Raw genomic sequence first — 24,019 nt, 5'->3', positions numbered from 1 at the left:
GGTGGATATCTGGCGATTACGGCCAGATTATGTAATGTCAGTGGACGGGTGCAACGGATGAGTCCGACGCAGGCCGTTGTTCATCCCCGGTGTGGAAGTTGTTCGCCCTCGGTGTGTTCGACCGTACCTGTGTGTTGGTACTGGTGGTGCATGCGGAGAAAGCTCGCGGTCATGGAGGCAGTCCAGGTGGAGACGTCGATACGGTGACCGAAGCGCATGTCGTAACCCATCCTGGCGGCACAAGGGCGTCCGAACCGGAACTGTGCCGGGTCTCGGTGATCGGGGGCGACACCCAACTCGATATCGGTCTGCCCGCCACCGTGCCGATCGCGGCCTTCATCGGCGACCTGGTGACCCTGATCCGCTCCCGTGACCCTCGCCACGGCGACGCCGACGAGGACTCGGCGCCCGTGCAGGCCCAGCACTGGACCCTGGCCCGCCTCGGCCGTGACCCGCTCGCGCCCAGCCGCACGCTCACCGAGGCCGAGGTCTACGACGGTGAACTGCTGGTGCTGAGCCCGGTCTCACCCAAGGAGTCACCCGCACTCTTCGACGACGTGATCGACGCCGTATCCCGGCTCACCGCAGCCGAATTCCGCAGCTGGTCGGGAGCGGCCGCGCGCCGCACCGGGTTGATGCTTGCCACCGTCGCGGTGGTGGCCGCGCTGGTGTTGCTCGCCGTCTCGCGCAGCCATGGTGACCCGCTCATCCCCGCGTTCGCGCTGCTGGGGACCGGGCTCGGCGCGATGGCCGCCGCGGGGATCGCCGCGCGCAAGTACGCCGATCGGATGACCGGGGTCTGGCTGGCGCTGGACGGGTTGTTGCTGCTGTTCGGTGGCGGGGCACTGACCGTGCCCGGCGAACTCGGTGCGGCGCACCTGCTGCTCGGCTCGGTCGTGGTGCTCGTCGCCGCGGTGCTCGGATACCGGCTCACCGGGGTCGGTGCGAGCTTGTTCGCGAGTGCGATCGCGATGAGTGTGATCGCCGCCGTCGCGGCCTCGGTCTACCTCGGCTGGCATCCCGGGCTGCCGAAACTGTTCGCCGGAGTGCTGATCGGCGCGCTGGTGTTGTTGTCGTCGGTGGCCAGGCTGGCCGCCGTCGCCGCGCGATTGCCGATTCCGCCGGTCCCGACCGCCGGTGGCGCGATCGACCCCGCCGACCACGAGCAGCGCCCGACCATCGAGGGCATCGGCGCGATCGGCGCGGTGGCGCTGCCGTCGGCGGCAGGCCTCGGTGAACGAGCCCGCATCGCCAATCAGGTGCAGACCGGGCTGATCGCGGCCTACGCGGTCGCCGCGGCCATCGGCGCGTTCGGCGCCGCCGACCCGTTCGGGACGCTGCATTCCGGTGGCGTCGCGCTGGCCGTGGTGACAGCGATCGTGCTGTGCCTGCGCGGCCGGTCCTTCGCGGACCTGGTGCAGGCGGCGATCCTCATCGCGGCCGGTGCGCTGATCGGGTTGAGCGTGGTGTTCGGACTCGGCATCGGCCACAGCTCCTTCGAATTCACCGCTGCCGCACTGCTTGTCGGTGCGGCGGTCGCGGTGGTCGTGTTCGGGGTGATCGGCCCGCACGTCGAGGTGACGCCGGTGACCCGGCGGATGATCGAGATCTTCGAGTACCTGCTGATCATCGCGCTGATCCCGCTGGCACTGTGGGTGATGGACGTGTACTCGACCGCTCGGAACCTATGAGCCGCGGTCGCCGCACAGTCCGGATCACCGCGGCGTTCGCGCTGACGGTGTTCGCCTCGGTCGCGCCCGCCGGTGCGATCGCGCCACCCAAGATCGACCCGGGCGCGCTCGGCGCGGCACAGGCGCTGAGCGGGCGGCCCGCGCCACTGGAACCGACCGAACAGCGGGAGCTGTGCGCGGAACCGGTGTTGCGTGGCAGCCCGCCGTCGGAGCCACCGATCTCGCAGCGGGTGCTCGATCTGCCCGCCGCCTGGCAGTTCAGCCGGGGCGCGGGCCAGAAGGTCGCGGTGATCGATACCGGGGTGAACCGGCATCCACGCCTGCCCGCGCTGCAACCGGGCGGCGACTACGTCAGCGACACCGACGGCACCGTCGACTGCGACGGGCACGGCACCCTGGTCGCCGGCATCATCGCCGCTCGGCCCTCACCCGACGACGCCTTCGTCGGGGTGGCGCCGGACGCGGAGATCCTGTCGATCCGCCAGCTCAGCCTCGCCTACGAACCCAAGGACCGGAAGGGCGAGAAGCCGCCCGGTGAACTGCGCAGCGACGGGTACGGCAGCGTGCTGACCCTGGCCGCCGCCGTCGTTCGCGCGGTCGATATGGGTGCGACGGTCATCAACATCTCCGAAGTCGCTTGCACCCCAGCGGGTTCCGATACCGCCGACGCCACCCTCGGTGCCGCCGTCGCCTACGCCTACGAACGCAATGTCGTCGTGGTCGCCGCGGCGGGCAATGTGGAGACCAGCGGCAGCTGCCAGACCCAGAACGAGGGCAACGGCTGGAGCGCGGTGAACACCGTGCCCACCCCGGCCTGGTTCACCCCGTACGTGCTCTCGGTCGGGTCGGTCGACGCGGACGGCACCCCGTCGGCGCTGTCACTGCACGGTCCGTGGATCGGCGCGGCGGCGATCGGGCGCAACATCGTGTCGCTGGACAGCAAGCCAGGTGGCACCGGCCTCGTCGACGGCGTGCAGACCAGCGAGGGCACCCAGCCCGTCGACGGCACCAGTTTCGCCGCGCCCTACGTCGCCGGCCTGGCCGCCCTGATCCGCTCCCGCTATCCCGAACTCAACGCGGCGCAGGTCATCGACCGGATCACCCGCACCGCGCACGCCCCTGGCCGCGGCCGCGACGACGCGATCGGCGCCGGTCTGATCGACCCGCTCGCCGCGCTCACCGACACGCTGCCCGCCGCCGCGATCGGCGTGAACGCCGACGGCCCGCACACGATCGCCGCTCCGGTATCGCCCACACCGACCGACCCGCGTCCGCGCCAGGTGGCGGTGATCGGCTCGCTCACTCTGCTGGCCGCGCTCGGCATCGGCGCCGCGCTCGGCTTCCCGTTCCGATCCCGGCGGCCGGACCTGAATCCGGAATTCGACTAGAGGCAACGATGGCAACCGAAGGTTTCGTCCGTAAACCCCGGATCGCGCCGCCGCGCGCACCCGGTGGCGAGGTCGCGCTGACCCCACCACCGGAGATCGACCGAGCGATTCCGGCGCCCCTGATGATGAAGCTGATGCCGGTCATCATGGTCGTCGCGGTGGTCGGCATGATCGCGATGATGGCCACCATGGGCCGCAATCTGCTCTCCAATCCGATGTCGATGATGTTCCCGATGATGATGCTCATGTCGATGGTCGGCATGATGGCGGGCATGCGCGGCGGCGGCCCCAAGCGCGCGGTGGAACTCAACGAGGAACGCAAGGACTACTTCCGCTACCTCGACCAGGTCCGCAAGGACGTGCGCGGCACCGGAACCAAACAGCTCGACACCCTCATCTGGAGCCACCCCGAACCCGCCGACCTGCCCTCGCTCATCGGCAGCCGCCGGATGTGGGAGCGCCGCCCCAACGATCCCGACTTCGGACACATCCGCGTCGGTGTCGGCAGCCACCGCCTCGCCACCAAACTGGCCCGCCCCGAGACCGGCCCGCTCGAAGACCTGGAGCCGGTGTCGACGGTCGCCCTGCGCCGCTTCGTGCGCACCCACTCGGTGGTGCATCAACTGCCGACCGCGGTGTCGTTGCGCGCGTTCCCCGCGATCAATATCGACGGACCCGACGATGACGCCCGCGAACTCGTGCGCGCGATGCTGATGGAACTGACCACCTTCCACGGTCCCGACCACCTCGCCGTCGCCATCGTCTGCGCCGACCCCGATCTGCACTGGGGCTGGGCGAAATGGCTTCCGCACGTACAGCATCCGAATCAGCGCGACGGGCTCGGCTCGGCCCGCATGCTCTACACCTCGCTCGGTGAGTTCGAGTCGGCGCTGTCGTCGGAACTGCTCGAACGTGGCCGCTTCATGCGTAACCCGCAGCCCACGCAGGGGCGTGTGCACCTGGTCGTCGTCATCGACGACGGGTACATCAGCGGCAACGAGCGCCTGATCAGCGAGTCCGGCCTCGACTCGGTCACCGTGCTCGACCTCACCGCGCCCGAGCACGGACTGGCCGCGCGGCGTGGGCTGCAACTGGTCGTCGAGGACGGTGCGGTGTCGGCGCGCTCGGCTGCGGGCGTCGAGCGGTTCGCCACCGTCGACACCGTCAGCGTGGCCGAGGCCGAATCCTTTTCCCGCGCACTGTCTCGCTACCGACTGGCGACGGCCGCGCAGATCGTGAGCCTGGGGGAGGGCACCGCCTCCGACCCCGGCCTGATGGCACTGCTGCGCATCCCCGACGCCGCCCAGATCGATCCGGCCAGGGTGTGGCGCCCGCGCACGGCGCGCGAGCGGCTGCGGGTGCCGATCGGCGTCACCCCGGACGGCACCCCGGTCGAGATCGATATCAAGGAGTCCGCCGAGAACGGCATGGGCCCGCACGGACTCTGCATCGGTGCGACCGGTTCCGGAAAGTCGGAATTCCTTCGCACGCTGGTGCTTTCGATGGTGACCACGCACTCGCCCGACGCGCTGAACCTGGTTCTGGTCGACTTCAAGGGCGGCGCGACCTTCCTCGGCCTCGATTCGCTGCCGCATGTCGCCGCTGTCATCACCAACCTCGAAGAAGAGCTCTCGCTCGTCGACCGTATGAAGGACGCGCTCGCCGGTGAGATGAACCGCCGCCAGGAGCTGCTGCGTTCGTCGGGCAACTATGCCAATGTCACCGACTACGAAAAGGCGCGCGCGGCAGGGGTTCCGCTGGATCCGCTACCCGCGCTCTTCGTCGTGGTCGACGAGTTCTCCGAACTGCTCTCGCAGAAACCGGATTTCGCGGAACTGTTCGTGATGATCGGCCGACTCGGCCGCTCGCTGCACGTGCACCTGCTGCTCGCCTCGCAGCGACTGGAGGAGAACAAGCTGCGTGGGCTGGAATCGCATCTGTCCTACCGGATCGGTCTGCGTACGTTCTCCGCCAACGAATCCCGTGCCGTCCTCGGCATCACCGACGCCTATCACCTGCCGAGCGTGCCGGGTGCGGGCTATCTCAAGAGCGATGCGTCCGAACCCTTGCGGTTCAACGCGAGCTACGTGTCCGGACCGTATGTGGCGCCCGCGGGCACCGTCACCGGTGACGACGGGTCACCGGTGGCCGGGCAGCGGCCCGTGGTGTTCACCGCGTCGGCGGTCGAGATCGCCGAGCCGGAACCGGTTGAACAGGAAGAGGATTCGCCCCTGCGCGGGCTGCCGGAGCTGCCGCCACCGCCGCCGTCGGGGCCGATCGCCGAAGAAGGTATCCCGGACTCGCTGCTCGATGTGGTCGTCAAACGGCTCACCGGCCACGGCCGCCCCGCCCACGAGGTGTGGCTGCCGCCGCTCGAGGAGTCACCGACCACCGACATGCTGCTGCCGGACCCGGACTGGCGCTCGCCGGTCAACCGGCACGGGCAGTTGTGGATGCCGATCGGCGTCATCGACAAGCCCTACGAGCAGCGCCGCGATGTGCTGACCATCAATCTCGCGGGCGCACAGGGCAATGTCGCGGTCGTCGGTGGTCCGCAGTCGGGCAAGTCCACGACGTTGCGCACCATCATCATGGCCGCCGCCGCGACCCACAGCCCCGAACAGGCGCAGTTCTACTGCCTCGACTTCGGTGGTGGTTCCATGGCGGGTCTGGTCGGGATTCCGCACGTCGGATCGGTCGCAGGCCGGCTCGACGGTGACCGGGTGCGCCGCACCATCGCCGAACTGACCAGCCTCATGCGCCAGCGCGAGGAACGTTTCGCCGAACTCGGCATCGAATCGATGGTCGAGTTCCGGCGCCGCAAGTTCTCCGCGCAGGAGGCGAGGCGGGTCAACGGCACCACCGCCGCCCCCGGCGACCTGCTCGCCGCCGACCTGTTCGGTGATGTGTTCCTGGTGATCGACGGCTGGGCCGCCATCCGCGAGGAATTCGATGTTCTCGAGCCCGCTATCAATGCCATCGCGGGGCAGGGCTTGTCCTACGGCATCCATCTGATCCTGGCGGCCTCCCGCTGGGCCGAGATCCGTCCGGTGGTCAAGGACCAGATCGGCACCCGCCTCGAACTGCGCCTCGGCGACCCCGGCGATTCCGAGATGGGCAGGCGCACCGCGCATCAGGTGCCGGTCGGGCGGCCGGGTCGCGGTATGACCCCGCAGCAACTGCACATGCTGATCGCGTTGCCGCGCTTGGACTCCGACTCCGATCCGGGCACCATCGCAGACGGTGTGGCACAGGCTCGCGACGGGTTGACCGCCCTCTACCCCGATCGCCGCGCACCCGAGGTGCGCATGCTGCCGTTGAGCTTCCCGCGCGAACAGGTGATGGACCAAGCCAGGGAGCAGGGCCTCGAGCTCAACGGCCTACGGCTGGTCATCGGCCTCGACGAAGCCGAATTGCAGCCGCTGGTCCTCGATTTCGGCACCGAACCACACTTCATGGCCTTCGCCGATGTGGAATGCGGCAAAACCACGTTGCTGCGCAATATCGTGATGGGCATCGCCGAACAGTCCACCGCGCAGGAAGCGCGGGTGATCCTCATCGACTACCGCCGCACCATGCTCGGCGCGCTCGAGGGCGATCAGCTGGCGGGGTACTCCACGTCGTCGCAGACCTGTGGACCGATGATCGCCGAAGTCGCCGGGTATCTGGCGAAGCGGATTCCCGGCGCGGACATCACCCCTGCGCAGTTGCGGGAACGCAGCTGGTGGACCGGGCCCGAGATCTATGTCGTCGTCGACGATTACGACATGGTTGTCACCGGTTCGGGCAACCCGTTCGCACCACTGCTGGAATACCTGCCGCAGGCCCGCGACATCGGCCTGCACCTGGTGGTCACCCGCCGCATCGGTGGTGTGTCACGGGCCCTCTACGACCCGGTCCTCGGTGCCATGAAGAACCTGTCGGTACAGGCACTGGTCATGAGCGGTTCGCGCGACGAGGGAAAGATCATCGGCGAAGTGCGGCCGAGCAAGATGCCACCCGGTCGCGGCACGCTGGTCTCCCGCAGCCGGGGCGTCGAGATGATCCATGTCGCCGACCTGGCGCCGCTGTAGCCGGGACCGCCGTTCAGTCCCGGAGGGAGGCCGCCGAGAGCCTGCACTGCGCGCCCGCGGTGGTGAATGTCGACGGCAACCGGGGCGGCCACGTCCTCGTCTGCCGTTCGAACAGGGCTTTCGACGGTCCGGTGGCGACCGGCCCCGCGACCCGCGCCAGCGCGAAGCCCGCACGGCGGTAGTAGTCGTGGAGCTCGGTGTTGGTGGTCCAGGCGTCGAGGCGGACCCACAGGCGGTGCTCGTCATCGGCCAGTGCGGCAGCGTGCGCCAGCAGGTGATCACCGACCCGTCGACCCGCGAACCGCAGGTCGACGATCATGAAATGCACGATCACCGACTCGGCCAGCTCCCACGCCGACCACAGCCCTTGATCGGCCCGATGGTTGACCGTGATCGTCCCCGCGGGCTCACCGTCGACCTCCGCGATCCACGTCTCACCGCGATCCAGTGCCCGCCCGACCGCGCCCGCGAAGATCTCGATCGGCCGCCCGCGGCCTGCCACCGTCCACTGATCCGACCCGCGCGCCGTCAGCCACGACGTGCGCTGGACGCGCAGGCGGCAGATCAGCGGCAGGTCGCCCAGGGTGGCCGGGCGCAGGCGCACCGTCATGGCAGCGCGACGGCCAACCCGGGTGCGATGCCGAGGGTGCGGGCGATGACGTCGGTGCCGGTGGTGTCGCCGAGCTGGTAGGCCAGCTGATTGCGGCCTGCCAGGGAACGGTGGCGGGTGGCGCGGGTGACGCGTTCGTGGTTGGCGCCGATGCGCAGGTGGTCGAGCAGGACGGTGCCGGTGGCGACGCCGAGTACCGCCGCTTCTTCGGCGGTGGCGGCGCGGGCCAGCACGGTATCGCGGTGGGCGGTCTCGCCGTAGCCGCGGTCGGCCAGGCGGCGGGTGGTGCCCTCGGGGATGTCGTGGGGGGAGTCGATGCCCGCTGCTTCGGCGAGGTCGCGGGGGTAGAAGCTCACCTCCCACGACCACGGTTCGTGGTCGAGGTACTGCACGACCGTGCGGGCGAGCACCCAGGAGTCGGCGGCGACGCCGAGCCAGCGCGCGACTTCGGTGTTCGCGGGTTCCATCCTGGTGCTGAATTGCTTGGACGGTTCGCGGTTGGCCGCGCGCGCGATCTCTTCGAAGATGTCGTGCGCCGACTTGGGCCGATCGCGACGGATGTGGTCGGTGACCACCGATTCCAGCACTTCCTGGTTTCGCACGATAGTGCCGCGGGAAGTCGCTGTGTAGACAAGATTTTCAGCGACCAGCACCTGAATCGCGTTGCGCGAAGTGGTGATCGAGACCTGCATCTGGGCGGCGAGCTCGGAGTGACTCGGCAGGCGATCGCCCGGTTTCCATGTGCCCGCACGGATCTCCTCACGGAGAAGGTTCGCGATCCGGAGATAGGTCGGACCGTCCGCCATCATGCTCCTCGGTAGGTCGTGCAGGTAACGAAGTGTACTCGTATCGGTTACCTACGGCCGAGTAATGCTTGACAGAAAGCTTGCGAGGTTTATTGTAATGAACGTCCTGATCCGGTGCTCTGCGGCGATGACGGCGAGGCAACGTGGCTGGTTCGGAGAGTTCAACAGTTGTAATGGCTTTCCCTGACACAGTGCGGAGTGTCGATACCGCCGGGCACCCGGCCGCTACCGGTCCGTTACCCCTCTCCGACATTCTCGTCCGGGCGTGTCGCGGACATCGGGTGATCGGTGGGCCGCTGCTCTGGTTCGCCCGCGATCTGGCCGTGCTGCACGAGAAACGCATTGTCGGGCGCGGGGGACGGGTCGACACCGATCCGGTGGTCCTGCGCGAAATCGACTGTCGACGTAGTGAACTGGTGCTGGCGATCGACGACTGGGTGCTACGGACAGTGCCGCAGCACCGGCTCGGCGCGACACTGCACACCGAGACCGTCGGCTCGGTCATCGACCGCATGGCCGAGGCTTCGGTGCGAGCGCACCATGCCCTGATGACGTTGGCCGCCAACGACGAGATGCTGCACTGCGCGTGGCACCACCTGGCCGAACTGGCCGACGCCTACGACGACCTGGTGCGTGACATTCTGGCCGGGCGCAGGCGGTTGCCGGAGTGGTGAACCAGCGCCGCGGTCGTGTGTGTCAGCCGAGGCGGTGGTGGTGTACGCCGAACTCGTCGGCCACCGTCGCCGCCAGTTCCACATAGGCGCGCTTGGTGGTCTTGTGCAGGCGGTGCAGGTCGATTTCGGCGCCCTCGGAGAGGTGCTCGTCGAAGGGGATGATGTGGACGGCACGGCAGCGGGACAGGAAGTACTCGCGCAGCTGCTGGATGCCGACGTTGGGTGAGCCCTCGCGGGGGAGGTTGATCACGACCACCGCGTTGCGGACCAGGTGGTCGTGGCCGTGCAGCGACAGCCAGTCCAGGGTCGCGGCGGCGCTGCGAGCGCCGTCGATGGCGGCCGACGAGATCAGCACCAGGGAGTGGGCGAGGTCGAGGACCCCACCCATCGCCGAGTGCATCAGTCCGGTGCCGCAATCGGTGAGGATGATGTTGTAGAAGCGCTGCAGGATGCGGGCTACGGCCCGGTATTCCTCGTCGTTGAACGCTTCGGACGCGGCCGGATCACGTTCGCTGGCAAGGACTTCCAGGCGGCTAGAGCCCTGGGAGGTGTGCCTGCGGACGTCGGAGTAGCGCTGGATCGAGGGGTCGAGCAGCAGGTCGCGCACTGTCGAGCGGGTTTGGATGGCTACTCGCTGCGACAGGGTGCCGAAGTCGGGATTGGCGTCGACGGCGATGACTCGGTCGCCGCGGATCGAGGCGAAGATCGAGCCGATGCCGGTCGTTGTGGTCGTCTTGCCGACGCCACCCTTCAGCGAGAGGACCGCGATCCGGTAGTCGCCGCGCACGGGTTGGCGGATACGGGCCACGAGTTCCTGCAGGCGCAGTTCCTCAGCGGACATGCCCGGGTTGATCGCACCGCCGGACGCGTGGTGCACGGCCTTGCGCCAACCGCTGCCCGGAGCCTTCTTGGCCCGCTTGACCGGGACATCGTCGAGCGAGGGCTGGTAGCCCTGTGGCTGTGCGCCCCAACCGGGTTGGCCGTATGGCTGCTGCTGGCCCTGCTGGTAGTTGCCCGGCTGCTGGTACTGCTGCGCGGCCGCGTTGGGCTGCTGGTACTGCTGCGCGGGGGTGCCGTCGGGCTGGAACTGCTGGCCGGGGCCGTTGGGGTGCTGGTACTGCTGGGCCGGACCGTTCGGGGGGAACTGTTGCGGCATCCCCTGATTCGGCTGCTGGTACTGCGGAGCAGGGGAGCCGTCGGGCCGATACTGCTGCGCCGGTGCGCCGTCGGGGTGCTGCGGGGGAGCGGCGTCGGGCCGATACTGCGGTGCCGCACCGTCGGGTCGCTGGGCGACGCCATCGGGTCCGTATGTGGGCAGACCGTCGGGCTGCTGGTGCTGGGCGGGGGTGCCGTCCGGGCGGGGATACGGCGACGCGGCGTCGGCCGCCTGCACGAATTCACCCGAGCGGTAACCGGTTTGCGCGCCACCCTGCCCGCTCGCCTCACCGCTTTGCAGTCGAGGATCATCGGACCGGTAGACCTCGGTCCGCCCATCCGGCGCGTGCATCGGCGCGACCGGCGTGGGATCGCCGGGAACCGAGTTGTATTGCGTCGCAGGATAAGCCGGAGGCGGCACGTTCTCGCCGGACGCGTACGGCGACCGCTGCTCGGTACCCGGCGCCCGCTGCGGAACACCGGCTTCGCCGGAGCTGTAAGGCGACCCGTGCGGTGGCGCGGATTCGCCTGCGGCATGCGGGGATCGGGCATCCGAACGTCCCGCCTCCGGGGATGCTTCGGGAGTCGAGTAATTCGGCGGCGTCTGCGCTGCGTGGCGCTGCGGTGCCGACTCGCTGGTGGCCTGCGGGGCCCGGGGGCCTGCCTGCGCGGGTCCAGGCTGCGAATCTACTGCGGTGTTCGCGGGGGCGTCCTCGTCGGGCATCGATCCGACAGCCGAATGACGCGCACCGGTCGTCTGCGATGCGGGGGGCTCCGCGGCGGGTGCTGGTGTTGTCGCCGTGGCCGATTCGGGCACGTCGTTGGCGGCCTCGCGAGACGGCGTGGCCTGCTCGGCCTCCTGGAACGACGGCGCCGGCGGCGATTCCAACTCGGCCGCACGGTGCGCGGAGGTCGACGGCGTGTCGGTGGTGGGTTGTCCGACTTCGTCGCGAGGCGGCACCGGTTGGGGTGCCGTGTGGCCTGCCTGCTCGACTTCCCGGTCCGAGGTGGCCGGCCGCGGCTCGGCGGCGGTCGGCTGCGGCGGGACGGTCAGGCGTGGTGGGGCCTGGGTCGGCCGCGCTGGCGGGTCCGGCAGGGGAGGGGGCGGGGGAAGGTCGGGGCGCTGCTGGTTCGGGCCGAGCGGGGTGAAGCCGTTCGACGGCGGTGCCGGTGTGCGCGTCGGGAGTGCGTTCGCGGCGTGATCCGCCGCCTCGGTGCTCGGCGCGGGTGTGGCCGGACCCGCGTGCGGATGCCCGCTGGTGGGCGAAGGCGGAAGCGGCGCGCCGGCCGAAGGCAGCGCGGGATTCGCCGGTGGCTGACCCGTCGACCAAGGGGCCGAACTGGTCGAGGAGGCCTGGCCGCCTGCCCACGGTGCCGGATCCGCAGCCGAAGGCCCGGGGATCTGGCCGTGGGTATCCGGCCGCGGCGCCGGATCCGTCGATGACGGCGGCGCGCTGGTCGGCGGCGCCAGGGGGTTCTGGGCAGCCTGCTGGTGCGGCTGCTGATACTGCCCCGCCTGCGGCTCGCGGTTTGCCTGCTGCTGTGGGGACTGCTCGCGGGTCGGCTGCTGGAACGACCCCTGGCCCTGGATCGGCTGCTGGTACGAGCCCTGGCCCTGGGTCGGCTGCTGCTCGCGGCCGGACTGATGGGGCGGCTGGTCGTAGGTGGGCTGCTGACGTGGCTGTTCTTCGCCGCGCGGCTGCTGGTGGGAGGGGCCGGGAATCAGCGGGTTCGCGGGCTGCTGCGGGGTGGCCCAGCCGGAACCGGACTGGTTCGGCTCGGCATGGCGGCGCTGGTCGACGGGCTCGGCAGGCCGTGCGGGCTGCTGCTGGGCGGCCTCTTCCTCGGACTCACGGTCCTTGCGGCGGCGCCTGCCCTTGTCCTTGCGCGCGGCATCGTCACCACGGCCCATGAAGCGGCGGCGTTTGGGTGCCTCATCGATCTCGTCGTCCTGCGGCAGGTTCTCGACCGGAGCCTCGTAACCGACCTGTGTGACGTCGCTCTCCGACAGCCACGGCGGCAGCATGGGGAGGCTGTCGTTGTTGCGGCTCACCGGCACGCCTCGCTCACCAGGGTCCCCCGATCTGATCGACCCACTTCTCCGACGCCGGTGAGTTTACGCGACAACCCCATCGACGTGGTGGGCGCCTCATTGCTCCGGATCGGGCTGGGGATAGAGCGCAGCGGCAGTGTGGATAGCGCAGCGGCAGGCTCGATCGAGGTGTACGGTTCGGGGCACTTTTGCCTCTGGCCGCCCGGCCCGGTAAGCTAGAGCGGCGGTGCACCTATGCGCCGACTGTTCGCATGCATGTCGACAGGCTCTTGGTTGACATTACACACGCGGACGGCCATCAAACTCAGGTTGAGCGTAACCGGGATCGCGGAGGATATGGCGAAGAAAGACGGGGCCATCGAGGTCGAGGGTCGAGTTGTCGAGCCGCTGCCCAATGCGATGTTCCGGATCGAGCTCGAGAACGGTCACAAGGTTCTCGCGCACATCAGCGGAAAGATGCGGCAGCACTACATTCGTATCCTTCCGGAAGACCGCGTGGTCGTCGAGCTGTCGCCGTACGACCTCTCACGCGGCCGGATTGTCTACCGCTACAAGTGATGCCTGACGGCGTCGCGAGCCCTACCGGCGCGCGGCGTCGCACAGTGTCCCGGCAACGGGGCGCACACCAGACTTCCCCAGTCCTCTGGCTGGGGAAAAACTGTGTTCACACCACCTGTGTGGACCAATACAAGATTGGACTGACGTGAAGGTTAATCCGAGCGTCAAGAAGATCTGCGAGAAGTGCAAGGTGATCCGCCGTCATGGTCGGGTCATGGTGATCTGCGACAACCTGCGCCACAAGCAGCGTCAGGGCTGAGACAGCGTTCCCGAGGCTTGCCGAGGGGCCGTTCTATGCAGCACCACCGGGCACCGATCGTCTGATCGGACTGACCGAAAGAAGAACTCCCAGATCCAGCGCGTACGCACGTGTGCGCGCCATCCACCGGCACGGAGGCCGGTGCCCCCATTTCTTACACGGGGGGACGGACGGGGAGCAGACCTCCGCAACCATTAAGGAACCTGCCACATGGCACGTCTGATGGGCGTTGATCTCCCGCGCGAAAAGCGCATGGAGATCGCGCTGACCTACATTTTCGGAATCGGGCGCACCCGCGCCACCCAGATCCTGGCCGAGACGGGCGTCAGCCCGGACCTGCGCTCCAAGGATCTCAGCGACGACGACCTGTCGAAGCTTCGCGATTACATCGAAGCCTCGGACTACAAGGTCGAAGGTGACCTGCGCCGCGAGGTTCAGGCCGATATTCGCCGCAAGATCGAGATCGGCTGCTACCAGGGCATCCGCCACCGTCGTGGCCTGCCCGTTCGTGGTCAGCGCACCAAGACCAACGCGCGTACGCGCAAGGGTCCGAAGAAGACCGTCGCCGGCAAGAAGAAGTAGGGATAGCGTATGCCTCCGAAGAGCCGGGCCGCTGGCCCGAAGAAGACTCAGAAGTCGCGTCGCCGGGATAAGAAGAACATCCCGCACGGCCACGCGCACATCAAGAGCACGTTCAACAACACCATCGTCTCGATCACCGACCCCGAGGGCAATGTCATCTCGTGGGCGTCGTCGGGTCACGTCGGTTTCAAGGGTTCGCGTAAGAGCACCCCGTTCGCCGCGCAGCTCGCTGCCGAGAACGCTGCCCGCAAGGCGCAGGAGAACGGCGTCAAGAAGGTCGACGTGTTCGTGAAGGGCCCGGGTTCGGGCCGCGAGACCGCGATCCGTTCGCTGCAGGCCGCAGGCCTGGAAGTGGGCTCGATCTCCGATGTCACTCCGCAGCCGCACAACGGCTGCCGTCCGCCCAAGCGGCGTCGCGTCTAAAGCGGGAAAGGAACAGATAACAAATGGCACGTTATACAGGCCCCATCACCCGCAAGTCGCGTCGTCTGCGCGTCGACCTCGTCGGAGGCGACCAGGCGTTCGAGCGTCGTCCTTACCCGCCCGGCCAGCACGGCCGCGCGCGGATCAAGGAATCCGAGTACCTCATGCAGCTGCAGGAGAAGCAGAAGGCTCGCTTCTCGTACGGCGTCATGGAGAAGCAGTTCCGTCGTTACTACGAAGAGGCCAACCGCCTCAAGGGTAAGACCGGCGACAACCTGCTCCGTCTGCTCGAGGCTCGTCTGGACAACGTCGTGTACCGCGCCGGTCTGGCTCGTACCCGTCGTCAGGCCCGTCAGCTGGTCAGCCACGGTCACTTCATCGTCAACGGTGTCAAGGTGAACGTCCCCAGCTACCAGGTCTCCCAGTACGACATCATCGATGTCAAGGAGAAGTCGCTCCCGACGCTGCCGTTCCAGGTGGCTCGCGAGACCGTCGGCGACCGTCCGGTTCCCGGTTGGCTGCAGGTCGTCCCCGGCCGCCTGCGCATCCTGGTGCACCAGCTGCCCGAGCGCGCGCAGATCGATGTGCCGCTGCAGGAACAGCTCATCGTCGAGTACTACTCGAAGTAATCGCTTAACGGTGGGGGTCGCCACGCGGCGGCCCCCGCAATCACTGACGAGGCATCAAATAGCGGATGCCCTGAACAGGAAGTAGATCCTCATGCTGATTTCCCAGCGTCCGACACTGACCGAAGAGGTTGTGGCGGAGAACCGCTCGAAGTTCACCATCGAACCCCTCGAGCCGGGCTTCGGTTACACCCTCGGCAACTCGCTGCGTCGTACCCTGCTGTCCTCCATCCCGGGGGCCGCGGTCACGAGCATCCGCATCGACGGCGTCCTGCACGAGTTCACCACCGTTCCCGGCGTGAAGGAAGATGTCACCGACATCATCCTGAACCTCAAGGGTCTGGTCGTGTCCTCCGAAGAGGACGAGCCGGTCACCATGTACGTGCGTAAGCAGGGCCCGGGCACCGTCACCGCCGGTGACATCGTCCCGCCCGCCGGCGTCATCGTGCACAACCCGGACATGCACATCGCCACCCTCAACGACAAGGGCAAGCTCGAGATCGAGCTCGTCGTCGAGCGGGGTCGCGGTTACGTGCCCGCCGTGCAGAACAAGGCGACCGGCGCGGAAATCGGCCGGATCCCGGTGGATTCGATCTACTCCCCGGTGCTCAAGGTGACCTACAAGGTCGAGGCCACCCGTGTCGAGCAGCGCACCGACTTCGACCGTCTCATCCTCGACGTGGAGACCAAGAACTCCATCACGGCCCGGGACGCGCTGGCTTCGGCCGGTAAGACCCTGGTCGAGCTCTTCGGCCTGGCCCGTGAGCTCAACGTCGAAGCCGAGGGCATCGAGATCGGCCCCAGCCCGGCCGAGGCGGATCACATCGCCTCCTTCGGTCTGCCGATCGAGGACCTGGACCTCACCGTCCGGTCCTACAACTGCCTCAAGCGCGAGGGTGTGCACACGGTGGGCGAGCTTGTCGCCCGTACCGAGTCGGACCTGCTCGACATCCGCAACTTCGGCCAGAAGTCCATCGACGAGGTGAAGGTCAAGCTGCACACGCTCGGCCTCTCGCTCAAGGACAGCCCGGCGTCGTTCGACCCGTCCTCCGTGGTGGGTTACGACGCGAGCACCGGAACGTGGAGCGACAGCGGCACGTTCAGTGATACCGACGGCGGCGAGCAGGACTACGCCGAAACCGAACAGCTTTAATACGCCCAGGAGAAACCCACAATGCCCAAGCCCAAGAAGGGCCGCCGGTTCGGCGGCTCGGCGTCGCACCAGAAGGCGATCTTCGCCAACCTGGCCACGGCGCTTTTCGAGCACGGTCGGATCACGACCACCGAGGCCAAGGCCAAGGCGGTGCGTCCCTACGCCGAGAAGATCATCACCAAGGCGAAGGCCGGCAGCCTTGCCGACCGTCGTGAGGTCATGAAGGACATCCGCAACAAGGACGTCGTCCACGTCCTGTTCGCCGACATCGGCCCCTCGTTCGAGGGTCGCGAGGGTGGCTACACGCGTATCACCAAGGCGCTGCCGCGCAAGGGTGACAACGCGCCGATGGCCATCATCGAGCTCGTTCGCGAGAAGACCGTGACCAACGAGGCCGATCGGGCCCGTCGTGTCGCCGCTTCGCAGAAGACCGAAGAGGCTCCGGCCGCTGAGGTCGTCGAGGAGACCGTCGCCGACGAGACCGTGGCTGACGCCCCGGCCGCCGACGAGGCCACCGAGGACAAGAAGGACGCCTGATTCTCAGGAGTTCTGCCGAGCCCGTCACCCTTCGTGGGTGGCGGGCTCGGCTCTTTCTGCGCGTGATTTCGGGAGGTTGCGATGGATGAGACGTCGACTCGGGTGCGGCTCGGGATCAGTTACGACGGCACCGATTTCATCGGCTGGGCACGTCAGCCGGGGTTACGCACGGTGCAGGGAGTGCTGGAGGAGTCGCTGTCGAAGGTGTTGCGTGAGCCGATCGTGCTGACGGTCGCCGGGCGTACCGACGCGGGCGTGCACGCCGAAGGTCAGGTCGCGCACTTCGACACGGTGGCCGAATTCGACGCCGACAAGTTGATGTACCGCATGGCCAAGTTCCTGCCCAAGGACGTCCGGATCACCGAAATCCGCACCGCACCGCCCGAATTCGACGCCCGCTTCTCCGCGATGCGCCGCCACTACGCCTACCGGCTCACCACCGCCCCCTACGGCGCGCAGCCGTTGCAGGGGCGCGGTGTGGTGCCGTGCAAGCCCGGCGTCGACCTCGAGGCCATGCGGGCCGCGTCCCGAAACCTGCTGGGCCTGCACAATTTCGCCGCCTTCTGCCGCAGACGCGAGGGCGCCACCACCATCCGCGAACTCCAGCGCTTCGACTGGGAACGCGACGGCGACCTGCTCACCGCCTACGTCAGCGCCGACGCCTTCTGCTGGTCGATGGTGCGCAGCCTCGTCGGCGCCGTTCTAGCGGTCGGTGAGGGCAGGCGCACCCCCGAATGGACCACGACCCTGCTCGCCGAAACCGAACGCTCCAGCTCGGTCACCGTCGCCCCCGCTCACGGGCTGAGCCTGATCGCCGTCGACTACCCCGCCGACGCCGACCTCGCCGCCCGCAACATTCAAACTCGCGAAACCAGAACTGTGCCCACACCCGAAGGCGGCTGCTGCGGCGATTGATTGGCATATCTGTTCTCGTTGTGGCATCACATAAGCCGAGTGGCGATTCGATATTGTTCGAGACAGTTTTCGGCCAATAGAAAGAAGGCGACTTCTTTGTAACTGTGCTGGTTTTCGGTGGTGGTGCTCACGATATCGGTGTGGTAGTCGTAGCAATGCTAGATTTCTCTCGTGGGATACCTCCTCGGCCGCGGCGATCGATGATGGGATGCGGTCATGTCGAACACTTACGTGCCCGTAACAATTGAGCCGATCAGTCCGGAGCCGTCGTTTCGAGGCCAGCTCACACAGGGCAGCCGAATGGCCGAATTGCGGCCGGACGAAATGGTATTCGTCGACAGCAGGCGCCTCAATCGGTGGGAGTCCGACGGGCCGCACGAGCGGGCGAGCCTGCGCCCTGCTGCGGTGGAATAGCGAGATCGGGCGATGACGGCGTTCGAGGGTTTCCCCGAGATCTGCTCGACCGATCGGATCGCGGTGCCGGACGCGTTCGGGTACTGGGAGCAGCTGGTCGCCGGTGCGATTACCGAGGTGTCGATCGCGCCGACCGTGCCGCGCGCGTTCGAGGGGCGGATCAGGTCGGCCGACTTCGGCGATATCTCCGTGGGCACAGTGGTTGCCGAGGGGCACGAATTGCGCCGGACGCGACGGCACATCGCCAGGGCCGACGATTTGCATGTCATCGGTAGCGTCGTACTGGCGGGGCGTGCCCAGGTGGAGCACGCGGGAAACCGCGTCGAGCTGACGCAGGGCGCGATGATCTTCTACGACACCTCGCAGCCGATCCTGTGGCGCTCGGACGGCATGATCGAGGATCTCACCATCCGGGTGCCCCGGCAGCAGGTCGTCGACTATCTCGGGGTCCGTGACGACCTCCTGCCTGCCGGGACGGTTATCGGCGAGGGCGGCGTCGGGCTCATGCTGGCCAGATTCTTCCAGCGGGTCGCCCAACTGCACAGCACAGATCCGGCGGCGGCGGCAGTGCTCGCGGGCAGCGGAATCGACCTACTCGGTGCGGCGGCCACCATCGCGTCGGGCGGGCGACCCGGGCGGGCGCAGATCGCGGCGGTGAACGGCCAGCAGGTGCTCGACTATTTGCGTGCCAACTTCACCGACCCCGGGTTGACCATCGACCGGATCGCGGACGCCTGCGGCGTGTCGCGGCGCACGCTCTATCGGGTGGTCGCGGAGTTCGAGGGCGGACTCGGCGCTGTCTTGCGCGGAATGCGGCTGGAACGGGCCAGGGTGTTGCTCGCGGCGGCCGATTTCCGCTCGGTGGCGGCAGTGGCGACCGCGTCGGGATTCGCCACCGAGCGGCAGTTCTATCGTGCGTTCCAGGCTGCGACCGGTATGACACCGGGTGAGTACCGAGTAGTTGCTCGTTCCGGCACCCACGTCGGCTGACGACGGACGCTCCACCTCATGGAGTGATATGCCTCACATGGAGTATTCACCTTGAAATACTCGGGCTGGATATCCGCTGCAATTGACAGTGCTAGATGCCGTTCCGATGACGGTCAACCATCCCGTTCGGAAACATTCGATGGAAACGAGTCGGTCGATCTGGCAGGCTCGGTGCAGGGCGAGCCCGCCGATTGTGCGACGCCAACTGTTTGCTGTTCGGTTCGGATAGGGAGCGAGGTGGTTGGCGTGGAGGTTGCGGAGACCCGTGCCGGAAGCAGCGAATCTTTTGCCGAATGGGAGTCGCTGCTCTCGGAGAGCTATGTCCCGCTGATGGTCGACCCCTGCGATGACGGTGCCTTCCACGGCCGGATCGAACGCACCAGCCAGCCCGGCTTCGATCTGTCGACGATCAGCGCGGGCGCCCAGCGCATCCGCCGCACCACCCGCGGAATCGCGAAGACCGAGGGCGAATTCCTCCTGGTCTCCATCCTCACCGAGGGTTCGGGATTGCTGCACCAGGACGGTCGGGTGGCGTTGGTGCGGCCCGGCGACATGGTCTTCTACGACACCTCTCGCCCGTATCACTGGGACCTGGGCGCTCCATGGGCGCAGGTCGTCGTGCAGACACCACTCGAGGTTCTGCGTCAACAGCTGGGCTCCGGTAGTAATACCCCGTTGCCGACCGCAGTGACGGTCACCGCCGACAGCGCGGGCGGTGTGGTCGCCGGATTCTTCCGCGATCTTGCCCGCATCCAGGAGAGCGCCCCTGGCCACGCGACCGTGCTGGCCGACAGCGGTGTCAAACTGCTCGCCTCCGCGGTCCGGCTGGCCTCGGGGGACATCCCGTCGGGTGAGCCCGCGGAGGCGCTGTCGCGCGAGCAGGTGCTCGCTTTCATGCGGACCAGATGCGCCGACCCGAGCCTGACGATCGACGACATCGCGCGAGCCTGTCTGGTGTCGCGACGAACGCTGTACCGGCTGTTCGGTGACGTGGAGGACGGGCTCAGTGCCGTGCTGCGGCGCATGCGGGTGGAATGCGCGCGCACGCTGCTCGCCCGCTATCCCGGCCGGGCGACGGCGACAGTCGCGCTCGCGTCAGGCTTCGCCTCCGAACGCCATTTCTTCCGTGCCTTCCGGATGGAGACGGGGATGACCCCCGGCGAATTCCGGATGATCGCGACGAGTGCGCTGTCTATCTGATCCCACCTTTCATCGCAAGACTGTCCATCGTCAGGCCCCCTTTCCCGACTGGTTCGACGTCGGAGTGGCGTGGCCGTATTGGACTGCCCGATGCAGGCACCCTCTTGAAGAATGGCCGCCGCTTCGCCAAACTCTTAGCAAGACTCATGTTGAGGTTGCAGCGAACCCGAATTGCGCGCGCTGAAACGGATTTCCGACCGTAAACGGCGGATTGGCACAGACCGTCAGTCGGCTGGCACAGGATGACAGTTTGTATCGCGCCATTCTGCGAGAGAGTGAATTGAACACTCTTCACTGGTTGAGCGACAAGGGGGCACGATGAGTCGGGTACGCGTGGCAGCGGTGCAGGCCGAGCCGAAATGGTTGAATCTGTCCGCCGGAGTCGAACAGACAATCGAATATATCGAGTCGGCCGAACGTGGCGGCGCGCAACTGATCGCTTTTCCGGAGACGTTCCTGCCCGGATTTCCGTGGTGGATGTGGCTTAATTCGGTCGATTGGGGTGAGGAATTCCTGGCCAGGTACCTGGCCAACGCGCTGACCGCCGACGGCCCCGAACTGCGCGCCATCGCGTACGCGGCCCGCCGCAAGGGCCTGCACGTCTCGATCGGCTTCGCCGAGCGGGCCGGACGCGAGGTCTTCATGTCTCAGGCCTTGATCGATGCCGACGGCACCATCGCCGTCGCTCGCAAGGCTGAACCGACCGGGCTCGAGCGCACTGTCTTCAGTGTCTCGCCGGGTGGGGGACCGCTGGTCCGCGACACCGTGCACGGCCGGATCGGCGTGCTCGGCGGCGCCGATCATCTCCGCGCGGACCTGCGCGGACAGATGCACGAACAGCGCGAGCAGATCCACGTGTCGGCGTGGTCGGGCTTCACCGTGTACTACGGGGAGGGCAAGGAGTGGGGGCCCGATCTCAACACCGCCGCCAGTGTCCGCTACGCGATGGACGGGTCGACCCACGTCATCGCGCCCGTCGCGGTCGTGCCCGTGGCGGGCTGGGAGGTCGTCGACGCGCGTTCGCCCGAGCGACGCCTGCTCCGTGGCGGTGGCGGGGTCTCGCGGATCTTCGGACCCGGTGGGCTCGAACTCGCCACACCACTCGCCGAAGGCCAGGAGGGCCTGCTCTACGCCGATCTCGACCTCGGCCGCACGGTACGCATGGCCGCGCCTGCTGTGCCGCGCGGCGAGCGCTTGCAGCCACTTCGGGGGTCCAGCGGTCGGGTCGTGCGGCGCGAGCCGGTGCGCGCCGGACTCGCGGGGGCCTGAGAACCACCTCAGCTGTTCGAGGCCGACCTCGAGTTCGGCGCCGGTGGTGTGGTGGAGTGCGGCGACCGTGTCGCGATCGGCCTGCGGCACTCGTATCGGAGGGTACTGAAAGGGGCTTGCGCAGAGAGGTTCTCCCTGTTCAGGGGATAAATGAAATTGCATTTGCAATTGCATTCGAGGGTATTCTTTGGGCGATGCCGCGGGGACGGCATGCCTGACTCTCGTTTCCGGAGGCGCCTGTGGCGAACGAAGCGACGACGCTGGAGTTCTCGGCGCCGACACCGCGCAGCGCGGAGTTCGAGCAGTGGGAAGCGTTGATGACGAAGACGTATTTCCCACTCGCGCTCGATCCCACGTTGGACGCACCCACGTTCGGCAGGCTCACCAGCAGTGCGTTGCCCGGTGCTGCCGACTTCTCGCTGACCGCGCTCGCGGGTGGAAATCAGGAATTCCGGCGTACCAAGACGCATGTAGCCTGCGCGGACGAGGAATACCTGCTGGTCAGCATTCAAGTCGCAGGTCAGGCCAGACTCACGCAGGACGGCCGCTCAGTGTTGCTGAAGCCGGGTGAGATGACGTTTCTCGATACCGCGCGGCCCTCGCTCTGGCACGACAGTGTGTCCTACGAGCAGGTGCTCGTGCGAGTGCCGACACGGCTGCTCCGCCTGCGGCCGGGGCTCGGTGAGGTCCGCATACCGACGGCTACCGTGATTGCTCCGGGCAGTCCGGCGGGTGTGGTGGCCACCTACTTTCGTGAGCTCGCCCGAGTCCGCGCGCAATCGCCCGCGCAGGCCGACATCCTGGCCCGCAGCGCGCTCGACCTCCTCGGCTCGGCGGTGCTGCTCGCCGCGGGGAGCGAACCTACCGAGGCGCCCGCCGAGGCGCTCAGCCGCGAACACGTCCTGGTCTACCTCCGGAAGCGCTGCACCGACCCGGAATTGACCGTTGATGAGGTCGCGGCAGCCTGCCACATCTCGCGCCGCACGCTTTTTCGAATCTTCGACGGCACCGGCGACAGCCTCGGTACCACCCTGCGCAGCTTGCGAGTGACGCATGCGCAGAAACTGTTGGCCGGCAACAGCAGCCACCCGCCCGCGGCGGTCGCGTTCGCCTCGGGATTCGCCTCGGAACGGCACTTCTACCGCGTGTTCCAGCGGGAAACCGGGATGACGCCCGGCGAATATCGGCAGTCGCACATCGGCTGACCAACGTGGCGCCGATTGTCAGAGGCTTGGCGCGGTAGGACTGTAGACACGAACGCTGCGGCATCACACTGGATTTCGTTGGACCAGTGCGGTGCGAGGAGCGATCACGATGCCGATTCAGATCAGGGCGGCGGCGGTGCAGGCCGAGCCTGCGTGGCTGCATCTGCCCGCCGGTGTCGCGCAGACGATAGGTTTCATCGAGGACGCCGGCGCCGGTGGGGCCCAGCTGGTCGCGTTCCCTGAGGTCTTTCTGCCCGGGTATCCGTGGTGGTTGTGGCTGAACTCGGTGGACTGGGGGTCGGAGTTCCAGTCGCGATATCTCGCCAACTCGATGACCAGGGATGGCGCCGAGATGGCTGCCATCGCGGACGCGGCGCAGTGGGCGCGGGTGCGGGTGGTGCTCGGGTTCGCCGAGCGGGCCGGCGACGAGATCTACATGGCGCAGGCGATGATCGGCCCGGACGGACAGGTGCGGGTGGCTCGCAAGCAACGGCCGACGCCACTGGAACGTGAAGTCTTCGCCGACGGTGTGGCGCCGTCGGTGGTTTACCACACCGAACTGGGCCGGGTCGGCGTCCTGGGGGGAGCCGATCATCTGTGCCCGGACCGGCGCGTGGACCTGTGGCGGGAGCAGGTCCACGTTGCCGCGTTCTCTGGATTCACCGTGTATCACGAGGTCGGCGACGACGTCGTGGTCGCGGTGAACAGCACGGTCGCCGAGCAGTACGCGCGCGAGGGCGGGGTCGTGGTGATCGCGCCGACGGCGCTGGTGCCGATGACCGGCTGGTCGGTCGTCGACGCGCGTTCGCCGCACCATCTGCTGCTCAGCGGCGGTGGTGGGGTGGCCAGGATCCTCGGCCCGGACGGCCGCGATCTGGCGCCGCCGCTGCCGCCCGGCAAGTCAGGGCTGCTGTTCGCCGACCTCGTGCTCGACGAGTCGGGCAACCGGTGGACCGATATGCGGGTGGCCGGCTAGCCGAACCTCCGGTCGTGTGCGGACAGTCCGCGAAACGTTGACTGAGCCAGCGCTCGGGGCTCAGGACCGTACGAGTCGTGCGATCGCGTCGGTGGCCTCTTTGATCTTTGCTTCGGCCTCGGGTCCACCGGCCACCGCGGCATCGACGACGCAGTGCGAGATGTGGTCCTCGAGCAGCCCCATCGCGACGGCCTGCAGCGCCTTGGTCATGGCGGAGACCTGGGTGAGGATGTCGATGCAGTATTTCTCCTCTTCGACCATCCGCTGGAGCCCGCGCGACTGGCCCTCGATGCGGCGAAGTCGCTTGAGGTAGTCGTCCTTGGCGGTGATGTAGCCGTGGCCTGCGTGGCCCGCGTGCTCGTCGCCGGTCGCGGTGTCGGGGGTGGGTGTTGTCACCGAAGGTCTCCTCGCCTGCCTGGTAGCTCGCGTGGCGAACTAATACCCCCCTAGGGTACAGTTTCG

The 24,019-nt window shown here is 67.6% G+C and carries 21 protein-coding genes; 17 read left to right on the top strand and 4 right to left on the bottom strand.

From position 1 onward, the window contains the following. Nucleotides 1-203 precede the first annotated feature (203 nt). Genes eccD through eccCa form a run of 3 tightly spaced genes read left to right on the top strand, consistent with a single transcriptional unit; the run spans nucleotide 204 to nucleotide 7,152 of the window. Nucleotides 204-1,691, top strand: coding sequence for a type VII secretion integral membrane protein EccD (gene eccD / locus ACFWPK_RS23415; RefSeq protein ID WP_378919061.1), 1,488 nt, complete (start codon nucleotides 204-206; stop codon nucleotides 1,689-1,691). Further along, nucleotides 1,688-3,079: a type VII secretion-associated serine protease mycosin gene (gene mycP, locus ACFWPK_RS23410; protein WP_378919059.1), complete on the top strand. Its 1,392-nt coding sequence runs from the start codon at nucleotides 1,688-1,690 to the stop codon at nucleotides 3,077-3,079. Before eccD ends, mycP begins: the two co-directional genes overlap by 4 nt. Nucleotides 3,080-3,087: 8 nt before the next feature. Continuing rightward, nucleotides 3,088-7,152, top strand: coding sequence for a type VII secretion protein EccCa (eccCa, locus tag ACFWPK_RS23405; protein ID WP_378919057.1), 4,065 nt, complete (start codon nucleotides 3,088-3,090; stop codon nucleotides 7,150-7,152). Between the two features lie 13 nt (nucleotides 7,153-7,165). On the opposite strand, the gene ACFWPK_RS23400 is transcribed toward eccCa, so the two are convergent. Beyond that, entirely contained in the window at nucleotides 7,166-7,762 is a 597-nt protein-coding gene (locus ACFWPK_RS23400; RefSeq protein ID WP_378919055.1) for a GNAT family N-acetyltransferase, read from the bottom strand. Then, nucleotides 7,759-8,568 carry a GntR family transcriptional regulator gene (locus ACFWPK_RS23395; RefSeq protein WP_378919053.1) on the bottom strand — a complete coding sequence of 270 codons (810 nt, stop codon included), beginning with the start codon at nucleotides 8,566-8,568 and terminating at the stop codon, nucleotides 7,759-7,761. The genes ACFWPK_RS23400 and ACFWPK_RS23395 overlap by 4 nt, the downstream gene beginning before the upstream one ends. A 191-nt stretch (nucleotides 8,569-8,759) precedes the next feature. Between ACFWPK_RS23395 and ACFWPK_RS23390 the strand changes: the two genes are divergently transcribed. After that, nucleotides 8,760-9,242, top strand: coding sequence for a DUF4254 domain-containing protein (locus ACFWPK_RS23390; protein ID WP_378919051.1), 483 nt, complete (start codon nucleotides 8,760-8,762; stop codon nucleotides 9,240-9,242). A gap of 22 nt (nucleotides 9,243-9,264) precedes the next feature. Here ACFWPK_RS23390 and ACFWPK_RS23385 read toward each other — a convergent pair whose 3' ends face one another. Continuing rightward, nucleotides 9,265-12,450: an AAA family ATPase gene (locus ACFWPK_RS23385; RefSeq protein WP_378919049.1), complete on the bottom strand. Its 3,186-nt coding sequence runs from the start codon at nucleotides 12,448-12,450 to the stop codon at nucleotides 9,265-9,267. Between the two features lie 336 nt (nucleotides 12,451-12,786). On the opposite strand from ACFWPK_RS23385, the gene infA reads away from it, so the two are divergent. The 13 genes from infA to ACFWPK_RS23320 all read left to right on the top strand — a co-directional run bounded on the left by infA (nucleotide 12,787) and on the right by ACFWPK_RS23320 (nucleotide 23,557). Next, nucleotides 12,787-13,008, top strand: a complete 222-nt coding sequence (gene infA / locus ACFWPK_RS23380; protein ID WP_003418601.1) for a translation initiation factor IF-1 — start codon at nucleotides 12,787-12,789, stop codon at nucleotides 13,006-13,008. Between the two features lie 145 nt (nucleotides 13,009-13,153). After that, entirely contained in the window at nucleotides 13,154-13,267 is a 114-nt protein-coding gene (rpmJ, locus tag ACFWPK_RS23375) for a 50S ribosomal protein L36 (protein WP_056818299.1), read from the top strand. Nucleotides 13,268-13,477: 210 nt separating this feature from the next. Beyond that, nucleotides 13,478-13,849, top strand: a complete 372-nt coding sequence (gene rpsM, locus ACFWPK_RS23370; RefSeq protein WP_378598303.1) for a 30S ribosomal protein S13 — start codon at nucleotides 13,478-13,480, stop codon at nucleotides 13,847-13,849. Nucleotides 13,850-13,858: 9 nt separating this feature from the next. Further along, nucleotides 13,859-14,272, top strand: coding sequence for a 30S ribosomal protein S11 (gene rpsK, locus ACFWPK_RS23365; RefSeq protein ID WP_019045110.1), 414 nt, complete (start codon nucleotides 13,859-13,861; stop codon nucleotides 14,270-14,272). A 23-nt stretch (nucleotides 14,273-14,295) separates the two neighbouring features. After that, nucleotides 14,296-14,901 carry a 30S ribosomal protein S4 gene (rpsD, locus tag ACFWPK_RS23360; RefSeq protein WP_067448178.1) on the top strand — a complete coding sequence of 202 codons (606 nt, stop codon included), beginning with the start codon at nucleotides 14,296-14,298 and terminating at the stop codon, nucleotides 14,899-14,901. 91 nt (nucleotides 14,902-14,992) lie between these two features. Further along, nucleotides 14,993-16,051 (top strand): DNA-directed RNA polymerase subunit alpha, encoded by a 1,059-nt coding sequence (locus ACFWPK_RS23355; RefSeq protein ID WP_056818293.1) that lies wholly within the window; start codon nucleotides 14,993-14,995, stop codon nucleotides 16,049-16,051. A gap of 21 nt (nucleotides 16,052-16,072) precedes the next feature. Beyond that, nucleotides 16,073-16,588, top strand: coding sequence for a 50S ribosomal protein L17 (gene rplQ, locus ACFWPK_RS23350; protein ID WP_378919046.1), 516 nt, complete (start codon nucleotides 16,073-16,075; stop codon nucleotides 16,586-16,588). 102 nt (nucleotides 16,589-16,690) lie between these two features. Then, a complete protein-coding gene (truA, locus tag ACFWPK_RS23345; RefSeq protein ID WP_378919135.1) occupies nucleotides 16,691-17,503 on the top strand; it encodes a tRNA pseudouridine(38-40) synthase TruA in 813 nt (270 codons plus the stop codon). A gap of 426 nt (nucleotides 17,504-17,929) precedes the next feature. After that, nucleotides 17,930-18,907, top strand: a complete 978-nt coding sequence (locus tag ACFWPK_RS23340) for a helix-turn-helix domain-containing protein (protein WP_378919044.1) — start codon at nucleotides 17,930-17,932, stop codon at nucleotides 18,905-18,907. 246 nt (nucleotides 18,908-19,153) lie between these two features. Next, complete coding sequence (locus ACFWPK_RS23335) at nucleotides 19,154-20,107, top strand: helix-turn-helix domain-containing protein (RefSeq protein ID WP_378919042.1); 954 nt, start codon at nucleotides 19,154-19,156, stop codon at nucleotides 20,105-20,107. Between the two features lie 318 nt (nucleotides 20,108-20,425). Next, nucleotides 20,426-21,376, top strand: coding sequence for a nitrilase-related carbon-nitrogen hydrolase (locus tag ACFWPK_RS23330; RefSeq protein WP_378919040.1), 951 nt, complete (start codon nucleotides 20,426-20,428; stop codon nucleotides 21,374-21,376). Between the two features lie 239 nt (nucleotides 21,377-21,615). Continuing rightward, nucleotides 21,616-22,581 (top strand): helix-turn-helix domain-containing protein, encoded by a 966-nt coding sequence (locus tag ACFWPK_RS23325; RefSeq protein WP_378919038.1) that lies wholly within the window; start codon nucleotides 21,616-21,618, stop codon nucleotides 22,579-22,581. A 109-nt stretch (nucleotides 22,582-22,690) separates the two neighbouring features. After that, entirely contained in the window at nucleotides 22,691-23,557 is an 867-nt protein-coding gene (locus ACFWPK_RS23320; protein ID WP_378919036.1) for a nitrilase-related carbon-nitrogen hydrolase, read from the top strand. 60 nt (nucleotides 23,558-23,617) lie between these two features. Here the strand turns inward: ACFWPK_RS23320 and ACFWPK_RS23315 are convergent, their stop codons facing one another. Then, nucleotides 23,618-23,953 (bottom strand): metal-sensitive transcriptional regulator, encoded by a 336-nt coding sequence (locus ACFWPK_RS23315; RefSeq protein WP_063004986.1) that lies wholly within the window; start codon nucleotides 23,951-23,953, stop codon nucleotides 23,618-23,620. Nucleotides 23,954-24,019 lie beyond the last annotated feature (66 nt).

The organism is Nocardia sp. NPDC058519, assembly GCF_042719755.1.
GTDB lineage: Bacteria > Actinomycetota > Actinomycetes > Mycobacteriales > Mycobacteriaceae > Nocardia.
The sequence above is the reverse complement of the archived record's forward strand: the minus strand, read 5'-3'. Positions and strand labels throughout refer to the sequence as shown.

What these genes read in the sequence shown, in the direction of transcription:
- rpsK (WP_019045110.1), top strand. Translation starts at nt 13,859, where the DNA reads ATGCCTCCGAAGAGCCGGGCCGCTGGCCCGAAGAAGACTCAGAAGTCG.
- rpsM (WP_378598303.1), top strand. Translation starts at nt 13,478, where the DNA reads ATGGCACGTCTGATGGGCGTTGATCTCCCGCGCGAAAAGCGCATGGAG.
- eccCa (WP_378919057.1), top strand. Translation starts at nt 3,088, where the DNA reads ATGGCAACCGAAGGTTTCGTCCGTAAACCCCGGATCGCGCCGCCGCGC.
- infA (WP_003418601.1), top strand. Translation starts at nt 12,787, where the DNA reads ATGGCGAAGAAAGACGGGGCCATCGAGGTCGAGGGTCGAGTTGTCGAG.
- ACFWPK_RS23320 (WP_378919036.1), top strand. Translation starts at nt 22,691, where the DNA reads ATGCCGATTCAGATCAGGGCGGCGGCGGTGCAGGCCGAGCCTGCGTGG.
- ACFWPK_RS23395 (WP_378919053.1), bottom strand. Translation starts at nt 8,568, where the DNA reads ATGGCGGACGGTCCGACCTATCTCCGGATCGCGAACCTTCTCCGTGAG.
- rplQ (WP_378919046.1), top strand. Translation starts at nt 16,073, where the DNA reads ATGCCCAAGCCCAAGAAGGGCCGCCGGTTCGGCGGCTCGGCGTCGCAC.
- ACFWPK_RS23330 (WP_378919040.1), top strand. Translation starts at nt 20,426, where the DNA reads ATGAGTCGGGTACGCGTGGCAGCGGTGCAGGCCGAGCCGAAATGGTTG.
- mycP (WP_378919059.1), top strand. Translation starts at nt 1,688, where the DNA reads ATGAGCCGCGGTCGCCGCACAGTCCGGATCACCGCGGCGTTCGCGCTG.
- ACFWPK_RS23355 (WP_056818293.1), top strand. Translation starts at nt 14,993, where the DNA reads ATGCTGATTTCCCAGCGTCCGACACTGACCGAAGAGGTTGTGGCGGAG.
- ACFWPK_RS23400 (WP_378919055.1), bottom strand. Translation starts at nt 7,762, where the DNA reads ATGACGGTGCGCCTGCGCCCGGCCACCCTGGGCGACCTGCCGCTGATC.
- rpsD (WP_067448178.1), top strand. Translation starts at nt 14,296, where the DNA reads ATGGCACGTTATACAGGCCCCATCACCCGCAAGTCGCGTCGTCTGCGC.
- ACFWPK_RS23340 (WP_378919044.1), top strand. Translation starts at nt 17,930, where the DNA reads ATGACGGCGTTCGAGGGTTTCCCCGAGATCTGCTCGACCGATCGGATC.